This window comes from Streptomyces sp. NPDC003943, assembly GCF_053605265.1.
Genome location: NZ_JBSGIW010000002.1, coordinates 153,383 through 173,491, shown reverse-complemented (window position 1 = coordinate 173,491; position 20,109 = coordinate 153,383). Strand labels below are relative to the sequence as shown.

Below are 20,109 nucleotides of genomic sequence, written 5' to 3'. Positions count from 1 at the left end.
GGCCCCCCCCCCCGGGGCGCCCCCGGACGTGCCTCTTGGTGCGTCCGGGCTCCGCCCGGCCGCGCATTCGCAGAACCCTCGGGGAGGAACCACCGTCATGGGCGTCACGCTCGCCAAGGGAGGCAATGTCTCCCTCTCCAAGGCCGCACCCAACCTCACCCAGGTGCTCGTGGGTCTCGGCTGGGACGCGCGCTCCACCACCGGAGCCCCGTTCGACCTCGACGCCAGCGCCCTGCTGTGCCAGTCGGGCCGGGTGCTCGGCGACGAGTACTTCGTGTTCTACAACAACCTCAGGAGCCCCGAGGGCTCCGTCGAACACACCGGCGACAACCTCACCGGCGAGGGTGAGGGCGACGACGAGTCGCTGATCGTGGACCTGACCCAGGTTCCGGCCGCCTGCGACAAGATCGTCTTTCCGGTCTCGATCCACGAGGCCGACCTCCGCGGCCAGTCCTTCGGCCAGGTCAGCAACGCCTTCATCCGAGTGGTCAACCAGGCCGACGGCCAGGAACTCGCGCGCTACGACCTCTCCGAGGACGCCTCCACCGAGACCGCGATGATCTTCGGCGAGCTCTACCGCTACAACGGCGAATGGAAGTTCCGGGCGGTCGGTCAGGGGTACGCGTCCGGACTTCGGGGCATCGCTCTAGACTTCGGGGTCAACGTTTCGTAAAGCCGCGTAAATATCACGATGGGGTAGACAGTGATTCTGAAAACCTTCGGCTGGTCGTTCGCGATCACCGCCCTCGGCCTTGCCGCCGCGGTGCTCTACGGGGGGTGGGAGGCTTTCGGGGTCGTCGCGATCCTCTGCATCCTCGAGATCTCGCTCTCCTTCGACAACGCGGTGGTCAACGCCGGAATCCTGAAGAAGATGAACGCCTTCTGGCAGAAGATCTTCCTCACGGTCGGTGTGCTCATCGCCGTCTTCGGCATGCGACTGGTCTTCCCCGTCGTGATCGTCGCGATCAGCGCCAAGATCGGTCCGATCGAGGCCGTCGACCTCGCCCTCAACGACGCCGACAGGTACCAGCAGCTCGTCACCGACGCCCACCCGTCGATCGCCGCCTTCGGTGGCATGTTCCTGCTGATGATCTTCCTCGACTTCATCTTCGAGGACCGTGACATCCAGTGGCTGCGCTGGATCGAGCGCCCGCTGGCCAAGCTCGGCAAGGTCGACATGCTGTCGGTCTGCATCGCGCTGATCGCCCTGCTCGTCACCTCGATGACCTTCGCGACCCAGGCGCACCAGCACGGCGGCGTGCACGTCGACAAGGCGCAGACGGTGCTCGTCTCCGGCATCGCCGGCCTCATCACGTACCTCGTCGTCGGCGGTCTCTCCGGCTACTTCGAGAACAAGCTGGAGGAGGAAGAGGAGGCCGAGCACGAGGCCGAGGAAGAGGCCAAGCGCTCCGGCAAGAAGGTTTCGGCAGTCGTGCTCGCCGGCAAGGCCGCCTTCTTCATGTTCCTCTACCTGGAGGTCCTCGACGCCTCCTTCTCCTTCGACGGAGTCATCGGCGCCTTCGCCATCACCAACGACATCGTCCTGATGGCCCTCGGCCTCGGCGTCGGCGCCATGTACGTCCGCTCGCTGACCGTCTACCTGGTCCGCCAGGGCACCCTCGACGACTACGTCTACCTGGAGCACGGCGCCCACTACGCGATCGGCGCCCTCGCCGTCCTGCTCCTGATCACCATCCAGTACGAGATCAACGAGGTCATCACCGGCCTCGTCGGCGTCGTCCTCATCGCCTGGTCCTTCTGGTCCTCCGTCCGCCGCAACAAGGCGCTCGCGGCAGCCGAGGGAAAAGCTGACGCCTCGGACGACAAGGCCGAGGTGACTTCCGGGGTGTGACACCCCTGAGAATGAGGAACGCTTCACTGCGGGGCGGCCGGGGCACCCGGCCGCCCCGCGGCATGTTCAGAGCAGCATGCTCAAAGCGGCATGTCCAGAGCGGCATGTTCGGCGCGATGTGACGACAGTCGGCAGATGACGACAGTGGGGGGTGGGGGCCCGTGGGCTTCTTCGACAATCTCTTCCCGGGCCGGGACCCGTTCGACTCCGGCGGCGCCGCCGCGAACTCCATCGACCTGACCCGCCGCCACCCCACGGTCTCCCTCACCAAGCAGGGCGCCGCCACCGGCAACCTCCGGGTCAACCTCTCCTGGCGGATGCGCACCTCCGACATCGAGGGCCCACGCCACTCCACCAGCCTGCTGCGCCACCCCCTCAGGCTCTTCAAGCCGGAGGAGGTCCAGGCCCACACCCAGGGCGTGGTCAACGTCGACCTCGACCTCGGCTGCCTCTACGAGCTGACCGACGGCAGCAAGGGCGTCATCCAGCCGCTCGGCAACTTCTTCGGCGAGCTCAACGAGCCGCCGTACGTGAAGCTCAGCGGCGACGACCGGTTCGGCGCGCCCTCCGGCGAGACGATCTTCGTCAACCTCGACCACCGCGACGAGATCAAGCGCCTGCTGTTCTTCGTCTACATCTACGACCAGACCCCGGCCTTCGACCGCACCCACGCCAAGGTCACGCTCTACCCGAGCAACGGCCCCCGCATCGAGATCGAACTCGACGAGCGCGCCCCGCAGGCCCGCTCCTGCGCCGTGTTCAGCGTCGAGAACGTCAAGGGCGAGCTGATGGTGCGGCGCGAGGTGCGGTTCGTGTACGGCTTCCAGGCCGAGCTGGACCGGCTGTACGGCTGGGGCATGCAGTGGGGCCGGGGCTACAAGACGAAGACCTGACGCGAGCTGCCGAGCTGCCGGGACGTGTCAGCGACCGACGAACTGCGGCCCCATCGGCGGCATCCGGAACTCCGGGGCCGCGTGCGGATAGCCGTACGCGGGCGCGGGCGCGCCGGCGGGCTGCGGATACCCGTACGCCGGGGGCTGTGCCGGGACCGGGGGAGCGGGGGGCGCGGTGGGCTGCGGCGGTACGGCCGGGGTGTGGACGACCGTCGCGTCGGGGTCGTGCGCCGGGCCGGGAGCGGGAGCCTGGGACGGGGCGCCGGGCGTCTCGGCGGCGGCGTCCACGCCGTCGTCGACCGACACCCCGAAGTCGGTGGCCAGGCCGACCAGACCGGTCGGATAGCCCTGCCCCACCGCCCGGAACTTCCAGCCGTCCCCGCGCCGGTACAGCTCGCCGCAGATGATCGCCGTCTCCTCGCCGGTCTCGGCCGACACGTCGAACACCGCGAGCGGCTCGCCGCCCGCCGCGCCCGGAGCGGCGTCGTACACGAGGATCCGCAGGTCGGAGACGGACCGGAAGGTGCCGCCGTCCGAGGAGGCCGCGATCACCACCCGGTCGACCGAGCCTTCCAGAGCGCCCAGATCGGCCTCCACGGGATCGGTCAGCCCCTCCGGCTCCCGCTTCTTCGCCAGCCGCCGCACCGTCCCGGAGGGGTGCCGGGGCTGGTTGTAGAAGACGAAGTCCTCGTCGGAGCGGACACGCCCGTCCACCCCGAGCAGCAGGGCCGACGCGTCCACGTCGGGCACCCCGGGGCCGGGGGTCCAGCGGAGCACGGCCCGTACGGCCGCGGTGTCGAGAGGGACGTTGGAGCCCTTCAGCATCGCGTGCGTCATGCCGGTCATCTTCCCTGCCCGCCCGCCATCCGGACAACGCGGGGGGCCGGAAGCGGACGAGTTACCTGAACTTCACGCACGGGGGGAACTAAGGACACCCTCCCCTACGTACTATTACCGGCCACATGTCGTCAGCGGCCGCGAGCCCAGTCGGGGGAAATATATGCGTCATTTCGGGCACATTCCGGCCGCCACGCGGGCCGGACTGTTCCACCGGGAGCCGGCCGAGTTCACGGCCGACTCCTCCGCGCGCACGCTCGCCGCGGCCCTCGGCGCCACGCTCTACAGCCCCGCCACCCGGCCCCGGCTCGCCGCCGACATCCGCAAGCAGGCGGCCCGCGGAGTCGTGTCCATGGTCCTCTGCCTGGAGGATTCCATCAGCGACGCGGACGTGGCGGCGGGCGAGGACAACCTGGTCCGGCAGTTCGCCGAGCTGTCCGCCGACGAGGCCGGCGCCGCCGCCGCGGACCTGCCCCTGCTCTTCGTCCGGGTCCGCGAGCCGCGCCAGATCACCGACCTGGTCGCCCGCTTCGGCGCGAGCGTCCGGCTGCTGTCCGGATTCGTACTCCCCAAGTTCACCGAGACCCGCGGCCGCCCCTTCCTCGAAGCGCTCACCGCCGCCGAGCGGAACTGCGGCCGCCGGCTCTTCGCCATGCCCGTCCTGGAGTCCCCCGAGCTGCTCCACCTGGAGACCCGGGTCGAGACCCTGGCCGGAATCGCCTCCCTCACCGACAAGTACCGCGAGCGGATCCTCGCGCTCCGCCTCGGCGTGACCGACTTCTGCTCCCACTACGGGCTTCGCCGCTCGCCCGACATGACCGCGTACGACGTCCAGATCGTCTCCGCCGTCATCGGCGACGTCGTCAACGTCCTCGGCCGCTCCGACGGCACCGGCTTCACCATCACCGGACCCGTGTGGGAGTACTTCCGGCCCGGCGAGCGCATGTTCAAGCCCCAGCTGCGCCGCAGCCCCTTCCTGGAGGGCCGCGCCGAGGACCTGCGCACCGCGCTCATCGAGCACGACCTCGACGGACTGCTCCGCGAGATCGAGCTCGACCGCGCCAACGGCCTACTCGGCAAGACCTGCATCCACCCCAGCCATGTGGTGCCGGTGCACGCGCTGTCCGTGGTCACCCACGAGGAGTTCAGCGACGCCCAGGACATCCTGCGGCCGGAACGCGACGGCGGCGGGGTGCTCCGCTCCGCGTACACGAACAAGATGAACGAGGTGAAGCCGCACCGCGCCTGGGCCGAGCGCACCCTCCGGCGCGCCGAGGTCTTCGGCGTCGCCCGCGAGGACGTCGGCTTCGTGGAGCTGCTCACCGCCGGCCTCGCCGCATAGCGACCGGCACCGGAAAGGAAGACGACGAAGTGGTGTGGACCGGAACCTGGGTCGCGGAGCGACTGGGCGTCGAACTGGTCGGCGACGAACAGCTGCGTGACCTGCTGGGCCTTGCGCTGCGCCGCAACCCCAAGCGGGCGCACCTGCTCGTCTCCAACGTCCTCGGCAAGCACGTCCCCCAGCGGCCCTCCGTGGTCCGCGACGCCGGCCACGACCTGGGCGTGCGGGTACGACGGCTGCTCGGCGACACCGAGGCCGCCCGCGCGGTCGTCCTCGGCTACGCGGAGACCGCCACCGGCCTCGGCCACAGCGTCGCCGACGGCCTCGCCCTCGCCCCCTACCTCCACTCCACCCGCCGCCCCGTCCCTGGCCTCGCCCCCGCCGGCGGCTTCGAGGAGTCCCACTCCCACGCCACCTCCCACCTCCTCCTCCCCGAGAACCCCGCCCTGCTCGCCGCCCCCGGCCCGCTCGTCCTCGTCGACGACGAGTTCTCCACCGGCAACACCGTCCTCAACACCATCCGCGCCCTCCACGCCCGCTACCCGCGCGACCGCTACGTGATCGTCGCCCTCGTCGACATGCGCGGCCCGGCCGACCGCGCCCGCCTGACGTCCTTCGCGACGGAACTCGGCGCCCGGGTCGACCTGATCACGCTGGCAGCGGGCACCGTGGACCTGCCGGAGGGCGTACTGGCGAAGGGCCGGCAGCTGGTGGCGCGGCACGAGGCGGAAACGGAGACGGAGGCGGCGTCGCGGGACGCGAAGGGCACCGCGCAGGAGGGGCCGGCGCCAGCGCCGACCCACGCCGGACAGGGGCCGGCAGCCGCCCCGCCCGCTGCTCCGCGCACGCCCCGCCCCACCCCCGTCCGCGTCGACCTCGACTGGCCCGACGGCGTTCCCGACGGCGGGCGGCACGGCTTCACGCCCGAGCACCGGGGCCGCCTGGAGGCGGCGCTGCCCGCTATGGCGGCGCGGATCGGCGAGGCGCTGCCGGGGCCCGGGCAGGGCGGGCGCGTCCTCGTCCTCGGCTTCGAGGAGCTCATGTACGCACCCCTGCGCCTCGCCGGCGAGCTGGAGGCGGCCGGGCACGACGTGCGGTACTCGACCACGACCCGCTCGCCCGTCCTCGCCGTCGACGATCCCGGGTACGCGATACGGACCCGGCTCGTCTTCCCCGCGCACGACGCGCCCGCCGACGGGCCGGGGGAGCGGTACGCGTACAACGTCGCCGGCCACGGCTTCGACGCGGTCGTGGCCGTCGTCGACTCGGTCGGCGACACTCCCGAGCTGCACGCGCCGGACGGACTGCTCGCGCAGCTCGCCGCGCACGTGCCGCACGTCGTGCTGGCCGTCGTGCCCTCGCACGTGCCCGGGACTCCACCGGCGATACCGGCGACCCCCGCGACTTCGGCGACCCCTGCGACTTCCCCGACTTCCGCGTCCTCCCCGACTTCCGCGACTCACGACGCTCCTGGAAGGAGCTCCATGCTGTCCGAGCCCCTGCGCGGCCCCGCGTTCTCCTCGTACGCACCGGAGGAGGTGGGGTGGCTGCTCCAGGACCTGTCGGACGTACGGCTCGAGGCGCCGACCGAGGAGCGCGAGGAGGCGATCCAGAGCGGCGGGGCGCACTACGCGGAGTCGCTGCCGGTGGAGTACCAGCCGAGCGAGGCGTACCAGGAGCTGTTCCGCACCGCGCTGGAGAGCTCGGCGTCCCGCATCGCCCGCGCCGTCGGCACGGTCACCGAGACCGTGCTCGCCGAGCGGTCGCCGCGCCCGGTCCTGGTCTCGCTGGCCCGGGCCGGGACGCCCGTCGGGGTGCTGATGCGCCGCTGGGCGCGGCACCGGCACGGGCTCGAGCTGCCGCACTACGCGGTGTCGATCGTGCGCGGCCGCGGCATCGACGCCAACGCGCTGCGCTGGCTGGCCGAGCACCACGACCCGGCCGACGTCGTGTTCGTCGACGGCTGGACCGGCAAGGGCGCGATCACCCGCGAACTGGCCGACGCCATGAAGGACTTCCCCGGAGCCGGCTTCGACCCGGAGATCGCGGTGCTCGCCGACCCCGGCTCCTGCGTCCGCACCTACGGCACCCGCGAGGACTTCCTCATCCCCTCCGCCTGCCTCAACTCCACCGTCTCCGGCCTGATATCGCGCACCGTCCTGCGCGCCGACCTGGTCGGCCCGCACGACTTCCACGGCGCGAAGTTCTACCGCGAACTGGCCGGCGCCGACGTCTCCGGCGCCTTCCTCGACGCCGTCGCCGCCCGCTTCGACGAGGTCACGGCGGCCGTCGACGCCGACGTGAAGGAGCTGCTCGCCGCCGACCGCACCCCCACCTGGGAGGGCTGGGCGGCCGTCGAGCGGATCAGCGAGGAGTACGGCATCCACGACGTCAACCTGGTCAAGCCGGGCGTCGGCGAGACGACCCGGGTGCTGCTGCGCCGCGTGCCGTGGAAGATCCTGGCCAAGCGGGGCGCGGGCGCCGACCTGGCGCACGTACGGCTGCTGGCCGAGCAGCGCGGCGTACCGGTCGAGGAGGTCGACGAACTGCCGTACAGCTGCGTCGGGTTGATCCACCCCAGGTACACGCGCGGGGCGACCGGCGCCGACGGCAAGGCGGTGGTGTCCCAGTGACCGGCACCGTGAACACGAAGGTCCTCGTCGCCAGCGACCTCGACCGCACCCTCATCTACTCCAGCGCCGCCCTCGCCCTCGGCATGCCCGACCCGCAGGCCCCCCGCCTGCTCTGCGTCGAGGTCCACGAGTCCAAGCCGCTCTCGTATGTCACCGAGCACGCCGCGGCCCAGCTGCGCGAACTCGCCGCCGAGACCGTCTTCGTGCCGACCACCACCCGCACCCGCAAGCAGTACCAGCGCATCCGCCTGCTCGGCGCCGACGCGCCCCCGCCCGCGTACGCGATCTGCGCCAACGGCGGCCACCTCCTCGTCGACGGCGTCTCCGACCCCGACTGGCACACCGAGGTGCTCCGCCGGCTCGCCGCCGCGTGCGCCCCGCTCGCCGAGGTCCGCGCGCACCTCACCGCCACCACCGACCCGTCCTGGGTCCGCAAGCACCGCGTCGCCGAGGACCTGTTCGCCTATCTCGTCGTCGAGCGCGAGCGGCTCCCGGAGGAGTGGCTGGCCGGCTTCACCGCGTGGGCGGACGAGCGCGGCTGGACCGTCTCGCTCCAGGGCCGGAAGGTGTACGCGGTGCCGAAGCCGCTGACCAAGAGCGCGGCCGTGCGCGAGGTCGCCCGCCGCACCGGCGCCACCCTCACCCTCGCCGCCGGCGACTCCCTCCTCGACGCCGACCTGCTCCTCGCCGCCGACCGCGCCTGGCGCCCCGGCCACGGCGAACTCGCCGACTCGGACTGGAGCGCACCGCACGTGGAGGCGCTGGCCGAGCGGGGTGTGGCGGCGGGCGAGGAGATCCTCCGCCGCTTCCGCGCGGCGGCGCGGGACCAGGCGTCGTCGCGGTTCAGCGCCGGGCCCGGCGCGCTCCCGGACCCGGCCTGAACGTCCGTACGAGACGCACGGCGACGAACATCGCCATCGCCGCGAGCGCCATGAGGAGCACCGCCTTCGAGTAGACCGAGACGTAGTCCGTGACCTGCTCCCAGTTCTCGCCGAGGACGTACCCGGCGAGGACGAAGACGGTGTTCCACAGCGCGCTGCCCAGCGTGGTGAGGGCCAGGAAGAGGGGCAGCCGCATCCGCTCGACCCCGGCGGGCACCGAGATCAGGCTGCGGAAGATCGGCACCATGCGACCCAGCAGCACCGCCTTGGTGCCGTGCCTGGCGAACCACGTCTCCGTCCGCTCGATGTCCGCGACCTTCACCAGCGGCAGCCGCGCGGCGATCGCGAGCACCCGATCCCGCCCGAACAGGGCCCCCACCCCGTAGAGCGCGAGCGCGCCGAGCACCGAGCCGGCCGTGGTCCACAGCAGCGCGGCGAGCAGGTTCATCCGCCCCGTGGAGGCGGCGAAGCCGGCGAGCGGCAGGATGACCTCGCTCGGGATGGGCGGGAAGAGGTTCTCGAGGGCGACGGCGACGCCCGCGCCGGGCGCGCCGAGGGTGTCCATGAGGCTGTTGATCCAGGTCTCCATGTTCATGCCTTCGACGCTAGGAAGCGGCACGGCGCTGGGGACTGCTGCCGGCCGCAGGGATCGGTGCGGTTTTCCGCAGGGTGCGGACGGCACGGGCCCGCTAGCGTGGCCGATCATGAAGAGGCTTCGGGGTACGACGGCGCCTGCGGCGGGGCTCGGGACGGCGCCCGCGGCGGGGCTGCCGAGGGGGCACGCGGCAGGGCCTGTGACGGGGCCCGCGAGGGGGCTCGCCCTCGCGGCCGGGCTCGCGCTCGGGGCCCTGCTCGTGGTCCTGGAGATGGCGGCCGGCCTCCTCTCGCTTCCGCTCGCGGTCCGGCCGGGCGGGCGGCGCGCGGCGACCGGGGCGGTGGACCGGCTCGTACGGCTGGAGCGGTGGCGGCTCGACCGGCTCCTCGGCGTTCGCATACCGCCCTACGCCCACCCACGCACCGTCCCGTACCTCCTCTCCCGCTGGCCGGTCGGCCTCCTGGGCGCGGTGGTCCTCGGGTGCGCGGCGGCCGGCCTCGGGTATCTCGCCTTCGCGCTCGCCGGCTGGCTCCTCGTCGACATCCGGCAGCCGCTGCCGGTCGCCCTCGGCGGCCTGGGCGGGCTGCTCCTGCTCTTCCTGTCCGTCCAAGGACTCGGTCACGTCGCGAAGATGGAGGGCGAGTTGGCGCTGCGCATGCTCGGGCCGCGCCAGGCCGACGCGCTCGAGGCCCGGATCGCCGAACTCGCCGCGAGCCGCGCCGAGATCATGGACGTCGTCCACGAGGAGCGCCGCCGCATCGAACGCGACCTCCACGACGGCGTGCAGCAGCGGCTCGTCGCCCTCGGCATGCTCATCGGCCGCGCCCGCCGTGGCCAGGACCCCGAGCGAACCGCCGAGTTGCTGCTCCAGGCCCACGAGGAGAGCCGGCGGGCGCTCGCCGAACTCCGCGAGGTGGCCTGGCGGGTGCACCCGGCGATCCTGGACCAGGCCGGTCTGCGGACGGCTCTCGAGGCGGTCGTGGAGCGCAGCCCGCTGCCGGTGCGCCTCGGGTACGCCGTGCCGGGCCCGCTGCCCAAGTCCGCGGAGGCCGCAGCGTACTTCGTCGTCGCGGAAGCGGTGACGAACGTGGTCAAGCATGCCGGGGCAGGCCTGGTGCACGTTCAAGTGAACGAGAGGGACGGGGTGTTGGACATACGAGTACGGGACGACGGTGCGGGCGGCGCGGACCCCGGCCGGGGCAGCGGCCTCGCGGGCCTCGCGAGCCGGGTGGCGGCGCTCGACGGACGCTTCACGGTCGACAGCCCGCCGGGCGGCCCGACGGTGATCGGGGCGGAGCTGCCGTGCGGGTGATGCTCGCCGAGGACTCGACCTTGTTGCGGGAGGGGCTCGTACGGCTCCTGGCCGAGGAGGGCCACGAGGTGCGGGCCGCCGTCGGCACCGCAGTCGAACTCCTCGCGGCCGTCGCGGCCGACCCGCCGGAGGTCGTCGTCGCCGATGTGCGCATGCCGCCCGGCCACACGGACGAGGGGCTGCGCGCGGCGATCGAGATCCGGGCACGGTGGCCGGAGGTGGGGGTGCTGGTGCTGTCGCAGTACGTGGAGAAGCGGTACGCGACCGAGCTGCTGACGGGTGCGACGGAGGGGCCCGGCACGGGCGGCGTGGGCTATCTGCTGAAGGACCGCGTGGCGCAGGTCGACGAGTTCCTGGACGCCCTGGACCGGGTGGGGGAGGGGCGCACCGCCTTCGACCCGGAGGTCGTGCGCCGCCTCCTCGTCCGCTCCTCCCACACCGACCCGCTGGCCCGGCTCACCCCGCGCGAGAGCGAGGTCCTGGCGGCGATGGCGCAGGGCCACACGAACGCGACGGTGGCGGCCCTGCTCCATGTGTCGCAGAGCGCGGTGGAGAAACACATCAACGCGATCTTCGACAAGCTCGAGCTGACGGGCCGGAGCGAGGGCTACAGCAAGCGGGTGCTGGCGGTGCTGAGGTACCTGGGCAGCTAGGGCCTGCCGGGGCTAGCCGCAGCAGCCCCCGCCACAGCAGCCGCCTCCGCCGCCTCCGCCGGAGGGCTTGTTCTGCGCGGCCGTGCCGCCGACGGCGACGGCCGAGAGCAGCTTGACGGTGTCGTCGTGCCCGGCGGGGCAGGCGGCGGGCGCGGAGGACTCGGCCATGGGGCGGCTGAGCTCGAAGGTGTCGCCGCAGGTCCGGCAGCGGTACTCGTAACGAGGCATGGCCACAGGTTACGGCGTACGGCTCACGGGCGGCCACGCTCCTCGCGGATCCGCTCGACGACGACGGCGGCGGTCGCCCGGATCGCCTCCAGTTCGGTGAGGAAGGCCCAGTAGTCGGGGTGCCGGCCGGTGTCGAGCATGCCGACGGCCCGGTCGATACGGGCCACGGCCTCGTCGAGCGGGCCGGCGTGCCGGGGGTCGGGGGTGGTGCGGCCGGACATGGCGAGGCGCTGGGCGTCCCGTACGGCGAAACGCGTACGGTCGATCTCCTCGTGCGGGTCCTTGGCGACCGCGTTCAGCCGGCGCAGCCGCTCACCGGCGGCCGCGACGCCCTCGTCGGCGGTGTTGAGCAGGGCGCGGACGGTGGAGAGCAGCGAGGTCGCGTCGGGCCAGCGCTGCTCGTCGCGGGCCTTCGCCGCCTCGGCGAGCCGCTCCTCGGCCTGCCGGGCGGCGGTGCCGGCCTGCTCGGGCACGTGCTGGAGGTCCTGCCAGCAGGCGGCGGAGAAGCGGCGGCGCAGCTCGGACAGAACGGGCTCGACGCCGGCGGCGCGGGTGGCGAGGGCCTGGGCGCGGGTACGGAGGGACACCAGGCGCTTGTCGATCTCGGCGGCCCGCTCGGGCACCCGCTCGACCTCGGCCCGCACGGCCTCGGCCTCGCGAAGCACCTGGTCGGCGCGGGCCAGCGTCTCTGCGACGCCGTGCCGCCCGGCGCCCTCGTTGAGCCGGGTGAGCTCGGGCCCGAGCCGGGCGAGCCGGACGGCGAGGTCGTCGGCCCGGAATCCACCCTCTCGCACCGCGTCGAGAGCACCGCTCGCGTTCCGGAGCGCCTGTCGCGCCCGCTCGACGGCGGGCGCCAACCGGGCCAGCTGGGTCTCGGCCCGGCCGAGCAGCGGCGCGAGCCCCTGCTCGAACCGGTCCAGCTCCCCCTTGACCCGTACCAGCTCGTCCCTGGCCTTCTCCATGTCCGTCCGCGCCCGCCCGGCGGCCGCCGCGTCCAGCTCGTCGCGGTCCAGGTCATGACTGTCGACAGCGGTGATGTACGCGCCACTGACCTCGTCGATCCGCCGCCCGAGCGCCGCGAAGCCCTCGATGGCGCGGCGCGCCTCCGCCGAGTCGTCGACCGCGGTGATCGTCTCGATCGAGATCCGCAACCCCCGCTGCGCGGTGTCCAGCTCGTAGAACGCGGCCGCCGCGGCATCCTTCGCCGCCTGCGCCGCCGCCCGCCGCCCCTCGTCCCGCCCCCCGAACCAACGCCGCCCCCCGCCCCCGCCCCCGGCGAAGGCCTGCGGCACCAGAGCGGCCACGACCAGCGGCAACGCGACGACCAGCCCGAACACCCCGGAGTTCCCGCGCGCCGCCCTACCCCTGCCCTCGGTCGCCGCCACGTTCCCTCTCCCGCGCTCTCTCAGCCGCCCTGCCCGGACCGCTACATTCTCCCACCCACCCTGGACGAACACACGACCCCATCGGTTGCCCCGCCCCCCGTCCCGCCCCACCCCAAGCACCGGTTTGCGGCACCCACCGGTCCGCCATGTACGCTGTTGCTTCACTTCCACGGGTGCGTAGCTCAGGGGTAGAGCGCTGCTCTTACAAAGCAGATGTCGGCGGTTCGAAACCGTCCGCGCCCACCAGCATGTAGCACGACAAAGGCCCAGGTCACCGGTACTGAACCGGGAACCTGGGCCTTGCTCTTTCCCCAGCCGCGAGAGCGGCGGAGAGGCGTCGTGCCACTTACGTGCCAGATGCCTCGCCGGGCTCTGTCGGCCGGACCTTCCTGATCTGCTCGTCGACATGGGCGGCGATGGCCTGGTCACGACCGTTTACCAGGTGCTGATAGATCAACGCGGCCCGCACCGACGAGTGCCCCATCCGCTGCATCAGCTCCCGCGTCGTGGCGCCACCGGTCGCGGCGAGGGTGTTACCGGTGTGGCGCAGATCGTGGAAGTGGACGTCGCGGAGGCCGGTTTCCTTCAGGGCCCGCAGCCACAGCCGGCGGAAGTTGTTCCGGCGCAGCTGCCCGCCGCGGGCCCCGGTGAAGACCAGCCCGGTCCGACCCGGCTCGGCGTAGACGGCGAGATGAGTGGCCAGGCTCTCCGCCAGCGAGGCCGGGAAGGCGACGGTGCGCACACCGGCCGCGCTCTTGGGCGTCTTGACCAGGATGCCGTCCGTCCGGGTCTCGGCCAGGGAACGCCGCACGGCGACGGTTTGCCGTTCGATGTCGACGTCATGGCGCTGAAGCGCGGCGAGCTCCCCGAAGCGGAGCCCGGTGAAGGCTGCCAGCAGGATGAACACCCGGAAGCGCGCCGGTACGGCGTCGGCGAGATGGAAGACCTCGGTGACGTTGAGGAACGGCCGCTCGGCCGTCTTGGCCGCTCCGGCGCCCTTGATGCGGCAGGGGTTGCGCTGGATCAGCTCGTCGTCGACCGCGGTGTTCATGATGGCGCGGAGGATCTGGTACGCCTTGGCGACCGTCGGCTCACCGACACCCGACTCCAGGAGGCCGGCACGCCAACGGCGGATCTGGGGTGTGGTGATCTCACTTAGGACCACGTCCGCGAAGGTTGGCAGGACGTGAAGTCGCAGCGCGCTGCCGTTACGTTCGCGGGTGGTCGCCGCGTAGTCGCGTTCCTTGAACCAGGCGTCGGCGTACACCCCGAAGAGAACCTTGTCGTCAGGGTTCTTCCATTTGCCGTCGAGGATCTCCGCTTCCTTGCGGACGAGCCATCGATCGGCATCGGTCTGCGAGGCAAACGTCTCGGGGGCCGATCGCGTGATCCCGTCGGGCCCCTGATAACGAGCCTGGAACCGTCCGGAGGGCAGCTTGCGCACGGCACCGAAGCGTCGCCGCTTTCCCTTGCTGTTCGCCATTAGGCCACCGCCGCGAATCGGCGACGAGTGGTGATCGGCTGGACGGTGTGGGCGACGACGAATTCCTCCAAGGCCCGTTCAGGGATGCGGACATGCCGCCCCACCTTGACGAAGACGATCCGGCGCTCGGCGATGAGTCGACGCGGAAACCTCTCGGTGGTGCCGAGGAGTTCGGCGGCCTGGCCCACGGTCAGCAGTCGGTCGGTCATGCGGGTGCTCCTTCCAGGGCGAGTTGGTCGCGTAGGGCTTCGCGGGCGGTCTCACGGTTGAGCTGGATGTCCCGGGCGATGGAGGAGGCGAGGGCGGCCTCGCCGGGGGTGTGGCCTTGTCCGGCGTAGGCCCAGGAGGTGAGGACGAGGACGGTGTCCGGCTCGATGGCGTCGAGGCCGCGGGCGGTGCGTTCCTGGGCGGCGCGGTAGTCGGCGCGGGTCTGGCGAAGTTCGCCCAGGGTGGTGGAGTACTGCCGGGACTTGGTGGAGAAGTGGCCCCGGAAGCCGAGCATGTGGGCCCAGGCGAGGAGCCGGCGTTCCGGGTAGAGCGGGTCGAGGTCGAAGCAGGCTTCGACGAGGCGACGGGTGTGGTCGGGGACGCCGAGGAGGGCCAGGGCCTCACGGTTGCCGATGCGACGGTCGAGGCTGCCGGTCGTCTCGGCCGCTTTGGTGGCGTACTTGGCGATGTAGGAGGCGACGGCCTGTTCGGTGATGTCGGAGCCGTCGCCGAACGCCTTCACGGTCCGGATGTCGAGCTGGGTGCCCCAGCGGAGGCGACGTAACGGCTGATCGCCGGCGGCGGGTACGGCCACGGTCGTATACGCGTGGGTGGCGGTGGCGCGGATGGCGTCGGTGAGGCGTTCGGTGGTGGCCCAGGACGGCGGCGGGGAGTCGGGACCATCCGGGCCGTCGATGCGGACGACGGCGTGGAAGTGGACGGCGCCTCGCTTCTGGAACTCGGCGACCTTCCCGTACGAGATCCGAGCGACGGCCTTCAGCTCCCTCTGCGAGAGGCCGGCCGTGGCGGCGATTTCCCGGCGGAGGCGGTTCGTGAACCGCTGCCAGAGCTGCCCGGCGTGGTTGTTGAAGAGGACGGCGGCGGCGTAGTCGTACGAGTCGGGGTCGAGCGGCGTGCCAAGGGCGGTGTCGTCCTCGGCGTGGCGGGTGCCGCAGCGGCAGGGCCGGGTGCCGGGGCGGTTGTGGACCGGGCCGAAGGACGGGGCGGTGAGCGTCAGGAACACGCGAGGGTGATCCCGAACCGTGGCGGGGATGTCCCGGGCGTTGTCTCCGGCGAGGCCGGCGCGGATGAGGTGGTAGGTGTCGCCCGCGTACGTCCAGGCGCAGGCGGGGCAGCGGGAGGCCCGGCGGTTGCCGCAGGCGATCCGGAGCCGTCCGCCCGGTTCGGCATTGGTGGAGTACTGGTGCAGGGTCTCGCCAGTGGTCTTGTCGCGGGTGAGGGTCCAGCCGGTGAGGTGGATGGGGTGGGAGCAGCCGCCGGTGCGGTGGATCTGCTCGCGCCAGCGGTCGAAGCCGGGGGACCCGGCCACCCGGAGCATGTCGCTCAGGGTGGCGGTGTCCAGTCCCGCCGACGCGGTGGCCGGATCGGTCATCATGGGGCGGTTCCTTCTGGTTCTGCGAACTGGGCAGGAGCGGGGCTTCCGGGCGGCGGAGACTTGGCGGTTGAGCCGCCCGGGGCCCGACTAGCGGTGCCTGTGCTGGCCGTTGAGGAGTGAGCGCAGGACGACGGCGCACACGGCGACCGACGTGGCGGTGACGGCGACGGCGAGCAGCATGGAGACCAGGACCGCGCCGACGACCAGGACGGCTCCGGCGCTGCCGGCGACGACGACAGCCAGGCCGGCGGGGGTGAGGCGCATGGCGGAGGACTGCGCCGGCACCGGAGCAGGGGCCGGGGCGTGGTGGTGGTTGCAGATCGCGGCGTGGGTGGCGTGGTGGGGCTCGATGTCGCCGGTGGCGGTCGGCTGGACGAGCGGGGTGACGATGCCGGTCGGGAGCGGGTTGACCGGGATGCGCGGCCGGAACATGACGGTTCTCCCTACTTGTTGATCGTGCTGTCGATGAGCGGGGCAAGGACGGAGTCGGCGAGGAGGTAGCCGCCGAGGAGGATCACGGCGACGAGCCACCAGGGCGGGCGGATGAGCTTGATGCCGAGGCCGCCGACGACGATCAGGGCGAGCCAGAGCGGGACTTCCATGACGCGGGTCTCCTTCGAGGTCTTCGAGGCGTTTGAGGTCAGCGGGGCTTGCAGCGGTGGGTGCGGGCGGCGAGCTGCGCGGCCGAGGAGCTGGAGTACTCGGCGGACCAGCCGCAGCCGTCGGACGTGCACACGGCGGTGTACTTGGTGCGGCCGTGGCGGTCGCGGTAGGTGCCGATCTGCACCGGACCGATCCGCATCACGGAGTGGAAGTGGTCGCGAGCGGCCATCGCTCAGACCTCCCCGGTGAAGTCGTCGGCGTGGTCGATGAGCCACTGACGAATCTCGGCCGACTCGAACTCGTCGGCGGCGAGGATCACCGGCTCGGCAGTGGCCACGGCTTCCACCAGGCGGTTGTTTCGGGTCAGCTCGGCGGCGCGCTCCAGGGCGTGCCGGGTCGAATCGCGCATGTTCGATCTCCTTCTCAAGCGAGTTGGGCGGCGATGGCGTCGGCCAATTGGGGCGGGACACCGAGGCGGGCGCGGAGAGTGTCGGTGTCGATCTGGGCACCGGTGCGGGCGTGGTGGTCGTCTGCGACCTTCCGGGCGTGAGCGACCAGCGCGGCTGGTACGGGCACCGTCGGTGCAGGCGCGGGGACGGTTTCGATGGCGGGCAGTGCTTCCGCCGGGTCAGGCTCGGTCGCAGGCTCCGCCTGCGCGCCCTGTTCAGTGACCTCCGATGCTGCGGGTGCCGCCCCTTCCGACACCGACACCAGCGCAGGGCCGGGAGAGTGGACGAGGAGGGTGCCGCCGAGGAACGCCAGGGCGGGCCAGCCCGCGACGAGGATGCGCAGCCAGGCGGGTACGTGGCCGAGGTCGAGGAGGCCAGCGGTGGCGACGTTCGCACCGAGCGACGCGGTCAGGGCGACCGTGAACCACGTCCAGGCCGAGCGGGCAGGTACACCGGCGGCCCGCGAGGTCCGCAGTCGGTGCCAGGCGGCGACGAGCAGGAGGTCCACGGAGACCGGGTAGGCCCATGCCTTCCAGCCGGCCTGCCCGGTAGCCGCGGCCAGGTCGTGAAGGTGGGCGAAGGACAGGGCGCCGGCGATTACGGCTTGTACGAGGACTGCGTCCGGTCGTCGCATGGGACGCATCGCGGGTCCTCCTTCCGGATTTGGGCATGGGCGGGGTAGGGACTTGGCGTGAAGCGGTCACGCCGCCGTGAAGCGAGGGGATTCAGGCGATCGCGGGAGCCGTGACGGCCGAGGGCGCCGCGGCTTTGCCCAGGGGCGGCAGGACGGGCCGGAAGGCGTCCAGCGCGGGGATCTCCGGGGTGCGGTGGGCGTGGGAGTTCGCGATGTTCACGGCGCGGCGGAGCGTGAGGTGGGGGGTCCGGATGCGGACCCAGCCACCAGAGGAGTCGCCGGCGACGGCGGTGCCGGGGCGATCGGTGCGGATCTGGATTGTGGCGAGGACGGCGTCAGGGGCGATGTCGCCGAAGGCCATGTTGGCGCTGGTCTCGTCGTTGACGCGGTGGGCGGTGCGGCCGGTGAGCTGGGCGCGAAGCATGGTGATGCCCTTGCCGAGCTCGGAGCCGAAGCGCTGCCCGCAGATCTCCAGGTAGATGCCGGCGGCGCGGCCGAGCTGGGCGAGCCGGACCAGGGCGGTGATGATCCGGTCGCGGCGCTTCTCTTCCTCCTTCGTGGCGTAGAGGGCGAGTTCGGCGACCTCGTCGACCAGGAGCACGATTGGAGTCGGTCGAAGGTGGTCGGGCAGGTCCCAGATGTCGGAGGTGATCTCTGCATCGGGCAGATCCGCGCTCAACCTCTGCTCGCGGCGAATGAGTTGATAGACCTCCTCCATGTGCTCGACGAGCGCGTCGAGGAGGTCGGCGGCGGCATCAGGGTTGTCGGCGAGGGCGGTGAACCGCCGGACGAGCGGGGCGAGTTCAACGCCCTGCTTGCAGTCGATGCCGACCAGGGCGACGTCCAGCGCGGCGAGCGCGGCGACGAGGTTGCGTTGATAGACGGACTTGCCGGACTGGGTGGCGCCGATGTTCAGCGCGTGCGGGGTCTGGCGGTAGTCGCGGCAGTAGACCTCTCCGTCCTCCCGCATCGCGACCGGAACCCGCATCACCCCGCCACGTGCAACCGCGGGCATCTGGACCCGCTTGAGGACGTCGTAGCCGGTCATCCGCAGTTCGACCACACTAGAGCGGATCTCCCTGGCCGTGACGTTCTGCATGACGAACGAGTGCCGGAGCCGGTCCGACGCGGCGGAGAAGTCGAACGCGTCCTGACCGGGCCGCAGCTTCACCCGCAGCACCAGTCCCGTGCGCGTCGGCCGCAGCCTCAGGATCCGGGGCGCCCGCGACTCGGGGATGGGCCGGCCGGTCATCCGGGCCAGCGCCAGGCGCCAGCGCGAGGGCGGGACGGTCAGCCCGCACGCGTCCATGACCGACGCATACCGGGCCAGGATTCGTACGACGGCGAAGACGACGCCGAAGCTCATCCAGTACCAGGCCGGACGCTGCCACCGGAGCTGCAGCGCGACCGTGGCGACCAGGGCGAGGGTGACCGTTAAGGCGGTCATGGGTCAGCCGACCTTCGCGGGCGCGAGCGAGGTGACGGCGACGGCGCGGAAGCTGATGCCGTGGCGCCTCTGGCCGTTGAACTCGTTCTCCCAAGGCCGGGCGACGACGCCGGTCAGGGCGACCGGGGTGCCCATCGCGAGCTCCTCGGAGATGCCGGTCTTCGGCACGGTCAGGTTCAGGATCTCGGCGTTGCCGTCCATGACGAACATGACGTCGACCGTCATCAGCGGCGCGCCGGTGTCGCGGTCGGTGGCGATCTCGCCGGTCTGGCGGTTCGCGATCTTCGGGGCCGGGGGCTGGGCCACCATCACCATCGCGGCGGACGTGTCGACGGGGATCTGACGCACAGTGGATCACTCCTCTATAGAGGCTGGACTCATTCACTCCTGTATAGGAGTGACATGAAGAAGAGTGCACCACTCCTGTACATGAGTCAACCCGTCACGGAAAGAATCCGTAGCGGGTTGTGGAGAGTTGAGTGAGCGTCAGTCGGTTGCGGGGATCCGGTACTGGAAGACGAACTGGTCAGCGGCCATGAGCGTGTCGCAGACCTCCACGACCCGCCCCTCCTTCGTCACCGCATCCCGCAGCAGGTGGATGACGGGCGCCCCGGGGCTCAGCGCCAGCTCGGATGCCTCCGCCTTCGCGGCCGGCCGAGCCTGAAGCGTCTCCACGAACTCGGCGAAGGTGTGGCCGTGATCTTCCAGCCGGGCGTAGATGCCACCGGGGCCCGGGTTCTCGGCGAACAGCTCGGGGATGTCCTTCACCACGTCCCACGGGAGGTACGACGAGGCGGTCTCGACGGGCGTCCCGTTCCGGAAGTACAGCCGACGCCGCGCGAGCACCTGCGTCCCTACCTCGATGCCAAGCCGCTCGGCGATGTCCGCCGGGGCCTCCATGGGCCCGATGTAGAGGACGCTCACCTTGGCCGTGGCGCCAGACTGCGCGGACTCAGCGAGGTAAGCCGCCTTGCCGCCGCGGCGGTGCGAGGCCCGGAAGCGGTCAGAGGAGCGTAGCCGTACGGGCGGCCGGTCCTTCACGATCGAACCCTTGCCGTGCCGGGTCTCGACGAGCCCACTGGCCCGAACCTCGACCATGGCCTTACGGATGGTGCCGCCGGCGACCCCGTACCGCTCGACGAGCTCGGACTCACTGGGCACCATGTCGCCGGGCTTCAGTACGCCGGACCGGATCTGCTGGACGATGTCGTCCGCGATCTGCACGTACCGCGGTACGGCCTTGCCAGCTCCTGCTGGAGTTCCCACAGTCCTACCCACT

The 20,109-nt window shown here is 71.8% G+C and carries 23 protein-coding genes and 1 tRNA gene; 9 read left to right on the top strand and 15 right to left on the bottom strand.

The genetic code is table 11. The annotated features are described in order from the left end of the window. Positions 1-97: 97 nt before the first annotated feature. The 3 genes from ACWEV0_RS01940 (at position 98) to ACWEV0_RS01930 (ending at position 2,745) form a co-directional block, all read left to right on the top strand. Positions 98-673: a TerD family protein gene (locus ACWEV0_RS01940; protein WP_389205769.1), complete on the top strand. Its 576-nt coding sequence runs from the start codon at positions 98-100 to the stop codon at positions 671-673. 30 nt (positions 674-703) lie between these two features. Next, on the top strand, positions 704-1,852 hold the full coding sequence (locus ACWEV0_RS01935) for a DUF475 domain-containing protein (RefSeq protein ID WP_453145541.1): 1,149 nt from the start codon (positions 704-706) through the stop codon (positions 1,850-1,852). Positions 1,853-2,013: 161 nt separating this feature from the next. After that, entirely contained in the window at positions 2,014-2,745 is a 732-nt protein-coding gene (locus ACWEV0_RS01930) for a TerD family protein (RefSeq protein WP_453145539.1), read from the top strand. A gap of 27 nt (positions 2,746-2,772) precedes the next feature. On the opposite strand, the gene ACWEV0_RS01925 is transcribed toward ACWEV0_RS01930, so the two are convergent. Then, entirely contained in the window at positions 2,773-3,591 is an 819-nt protein-coding gene (locus ACWEV0_RS01925) for a TerD family protein (protein WP_453145537.1), read from the bottom strand. 154 nt (positions 3,592-3,745) lie between these two features. Between ACWEV0_RS01925 and ACWEV0_RS01920 the strand changes: the two genes are divergently transcribed. From ACWEV0_RS01920 to ACWEV0_RS01910, 3 genes are read left to right on the top strand one after another with little or no spacing between them, the layout of a single operon-like run. Beyond that, a complete protein-coding gene (locus ACWEV0_RS01920) occupies positions 3,746-4,924 on the top strand; it encodes an HpcH/HpaI aldolase/citrate lyase family protein (RefSeq protein WP_453145536.1) in 1,179 nt (392 codons plus the stop codon). A 29-nt stretch (positions 4,925-4,953) separates the two neighbouring features. Next, positions 4,954-7,557: a phosphoribosyltransferase gene (locus ACWEV0_RS01915; RefSeq protein ID WP_453145534.1), complete on the top strand. Its 2,604-nt coding sequence runs from the start codon at positions 4,954-4,956 to the stop codon at positions 7,555-7,557. Next, a complete protein-coding gene (locus ACWEV0_RS01910; RefSeq protein ID WP_453145532.1) occupies positions 7,554-8,438 on the top strand; it encodes an HAD family hydrolase in 885 nt (294 codons plus the stop codon). Before ACWEV0_RS01915 ends, ACWEV0_RS01910 begins: the two co-directional genes overlap by 4 nt. Here ACWEV0_RS01910 and ACWEV0_RS01905 read toward each other — a convergent pair. Further along, complete coding sequence (locus ACWEV0_RS01905; protein WP_451609780.1) at positions 8,401-9,033, bottom strand: DedA family protein; 633 nt, start codon at positions 9,031-9,033, stop codon at positions 8,401-8,403. The two genes, ACWEV0_RS01910 and ACWEV0_RS01905, sit on opposite strands and share 38 nt — an antisense overlap. Positions 9,034-9,232: 199 nt before the next feature. Between ACWEV0_RS01905 and ACWEV0_RS01900 the strand changes: the two genes are divergently transcribed. Both ACWEV0_RS01900 and ACWEV0_RS01895 read left to right on the top strand, forming a co-directional pair. Then, a complete protein-coding gene (locus ACWEV0_RS01900) occupies positions 9,233-10,345 on the top strand; it encodes a sensor histidine kinase (protein ID WP_453145530.1) in 1,113 nt (370 codons plus the stop codon). Continuing rightward, the gene (locus ACWEV0_RS01895; RefSeq protein ID WP_451609782.1) at positions 10,345-10,998 is read left to right on the top strand and encodes a response regulator transcription factor; all 654 of its coding nucleotides are present in this window, start codon (positions 10,345-10,347) and stop codon (positions 10,996-10,998) included. The genes ACWEV0_RS01900 and ACWEV0_RS01895 overlap by 1 nt, the downstream gene beginning before the upstream one ends. A 12-nt stretch (positions 10,999-11,010) precedes the next feature. On the opposite strand, the gene ACWEV0_RS01890 is transcribed toward ACWEV0_RS01895, so the two are convergent. Further along, positions 11,011-11,226: an FmdB family zinc ribbon protein gene (locus ACWEV0_RS01890; RefSeq protein ID WP_453145529.1), complete on the bottom strand. Its 216-nt coding sequence runs from the start codon at positions 11,224-11,226 to the stop codon at positions 11,011-11,013. Positions 11,227-11,249: 23 nt separating this feature from the next. Further along, complete coding sequence (locus tag ACWEV0_RS01885; protein WP_453145559.1) at positions 11,250-12,563, bottom strand: hypothetical protein; 1,314 nt, start codon at positions 12,561-12,563, stop codon at positions 11,250-11,252. Positions 12,564-12,782: 219 nt separating this feature from the next. Between ACWEV0_RS01885 and ACWEV0_RS01880 the strand changes: the two genes are divergently transcribed. Next, positions 12,783-12,857: transfer RNA gene (locus ACWEV0_RS01880), tRNA-Val, on the top strand. A 100-nt stretch (positions 12,858-12,957) separates the two neighbouring features. On the opposite strand, the gene ACWEV0_RS01875 is transcribed toward ACWEV0_RS01880, so the two are convergent. The 11 genes from ACWEV0_RS01875 to ACWEV0_RS01825 form a co-directional block, all read right to left on the bottom strand. Continuing rightward, entirely contained in the window at positions 12,958-14,094 is a 1,137-nt protein-coding gene (locus ACWEV0_RS01875; protein ID WP_453145527.1) for a tyrosine-type recombinase/integrase, read from the bottom strand. Beyond that, positions 14,094-14,303: an excisionase family DNA-binding protein gene (locus ACWEV0_RS01870; RefSeq protein WP_341623205.1), complete on the bottom strand. Its 210-nt coding sequence runs from the start codon at positions 14,301-14,303 to the stop codon at positions 14,094-14,096. Before ACWEV0_RS01870 ends, ACWEV0_RS01875 begins: the two co-directional genes overlap by 1 nt. Beyond that, positions 14,300-15,694: a replication initiator protein RepSA gene (gene repSA / locus ACWEV0_RS01865; protein ID WP_453145557.1), complete on the bottom strand. Its 1,395-nt coding sequence runs from the start codon at positions 15,692-15,694 to the stop codon at positions 14,300-14,302. The genes ACWEV0_RS01870 and repSA overlap by 4 nt, the downstream gene beginning before the upstream one ends. Before the next feature lie 90 nt (positions 15,695-15,784). Then, a complete protein-coding gene (locus tag ACWEV0_RS01860; protein ID WP_453145524.1) occupies positions 15,785-16,129 on the bottom strand; it encodes a SpdD-like protein in 345 nt (114 codons plus the stop codon). Between the two features lie 11 nt (positions 16,130-16,140). After that, positions 16,141-16,299 carry a hypothetical protein gene (locus ACWEV0_RS01855; protein WP_389343805.1) on the bottom strand — a complete coding sequence of 53 codons (159 nt, stop codon included), beginning with the start codon at positions 16,297-16,299 and terminating at the stop codon, positions 16,141-16,143. A 38-nt stretch (positions 16,300-16,337) separates the two neighbouring features. Next, positions 16,338-16,529: a mobile element transfer protein gene (locus tag ACWEV0_RS01850; protein WP_453145522.1), complete on the bottom strand. Its 192-nt coding sequence runs from the start codon at positions 16,527-16,529 to the stop codon at positions 16,338-16,340. Positions 16,530-16,532: 3 nt separating this feature from the next. Then, entirely contained in the window at positions 16,533-16,709 is a 177-nt protein-coding gene (locus ACWEV0_RS01845) for a hypothetical protein (protein ID WP_453145521.1), read from the bottom strand. 14 nt (positions 16,710-16,723) lie between these two features. Next, positions 16,724-17,392 carry a DUF2637 domain-containing protein gene (locus ACWEV0_RS01840; RefSeq protein WP_453145519.1) on the bottom strand — a complete coding sequence of 223 codons (669 nt, stop codon included), beginning with the start codon at positions 17,390-17,392 and terminating at the stop codon, positions 16,724-16,726. Between the two features lie 82 nt (positions 17,393-17,474). Then, complete coding sequence (locus ACWEV0_RS01835; RefSeq protein WP_453145518.1) at positions 17,475-18,830, bottom strand: FtsK/SpoIIIE domain-containing protein; 1,356 nt, start codon at positions 18,828-18,830, stop codon at positions 17,475-17,477. A 3-nt stretch (positions 18,831-18,833) separates the two neighbouring features. Continuing rightward, on the bottom strand, positions 18,834-19,178 hold the full coding sequence (locus ACWEV0_RS01830) for an SCO3933 family regulatory protein (protein ID WP_453145516.1): 345 nt from the start codon (positions 19,176-19,178) through the stop codon (positions 18,834-18,836). A gap of 138 nt (positions 19,179-19,316) precedes the next feature. Next, on the bottom strand, positions 19,317-20,054 hold the full coding sequence (locus ACWEV0_RS01825) for a GntR family transcriptional regulator (protein WP_453145556.1): 738 nt from the start codon (positions 20,052-20,054) through the stop codon (positions 19,317-19,319). Positions 20,055-20,109 lie beyond the last annotated feature (55 nt).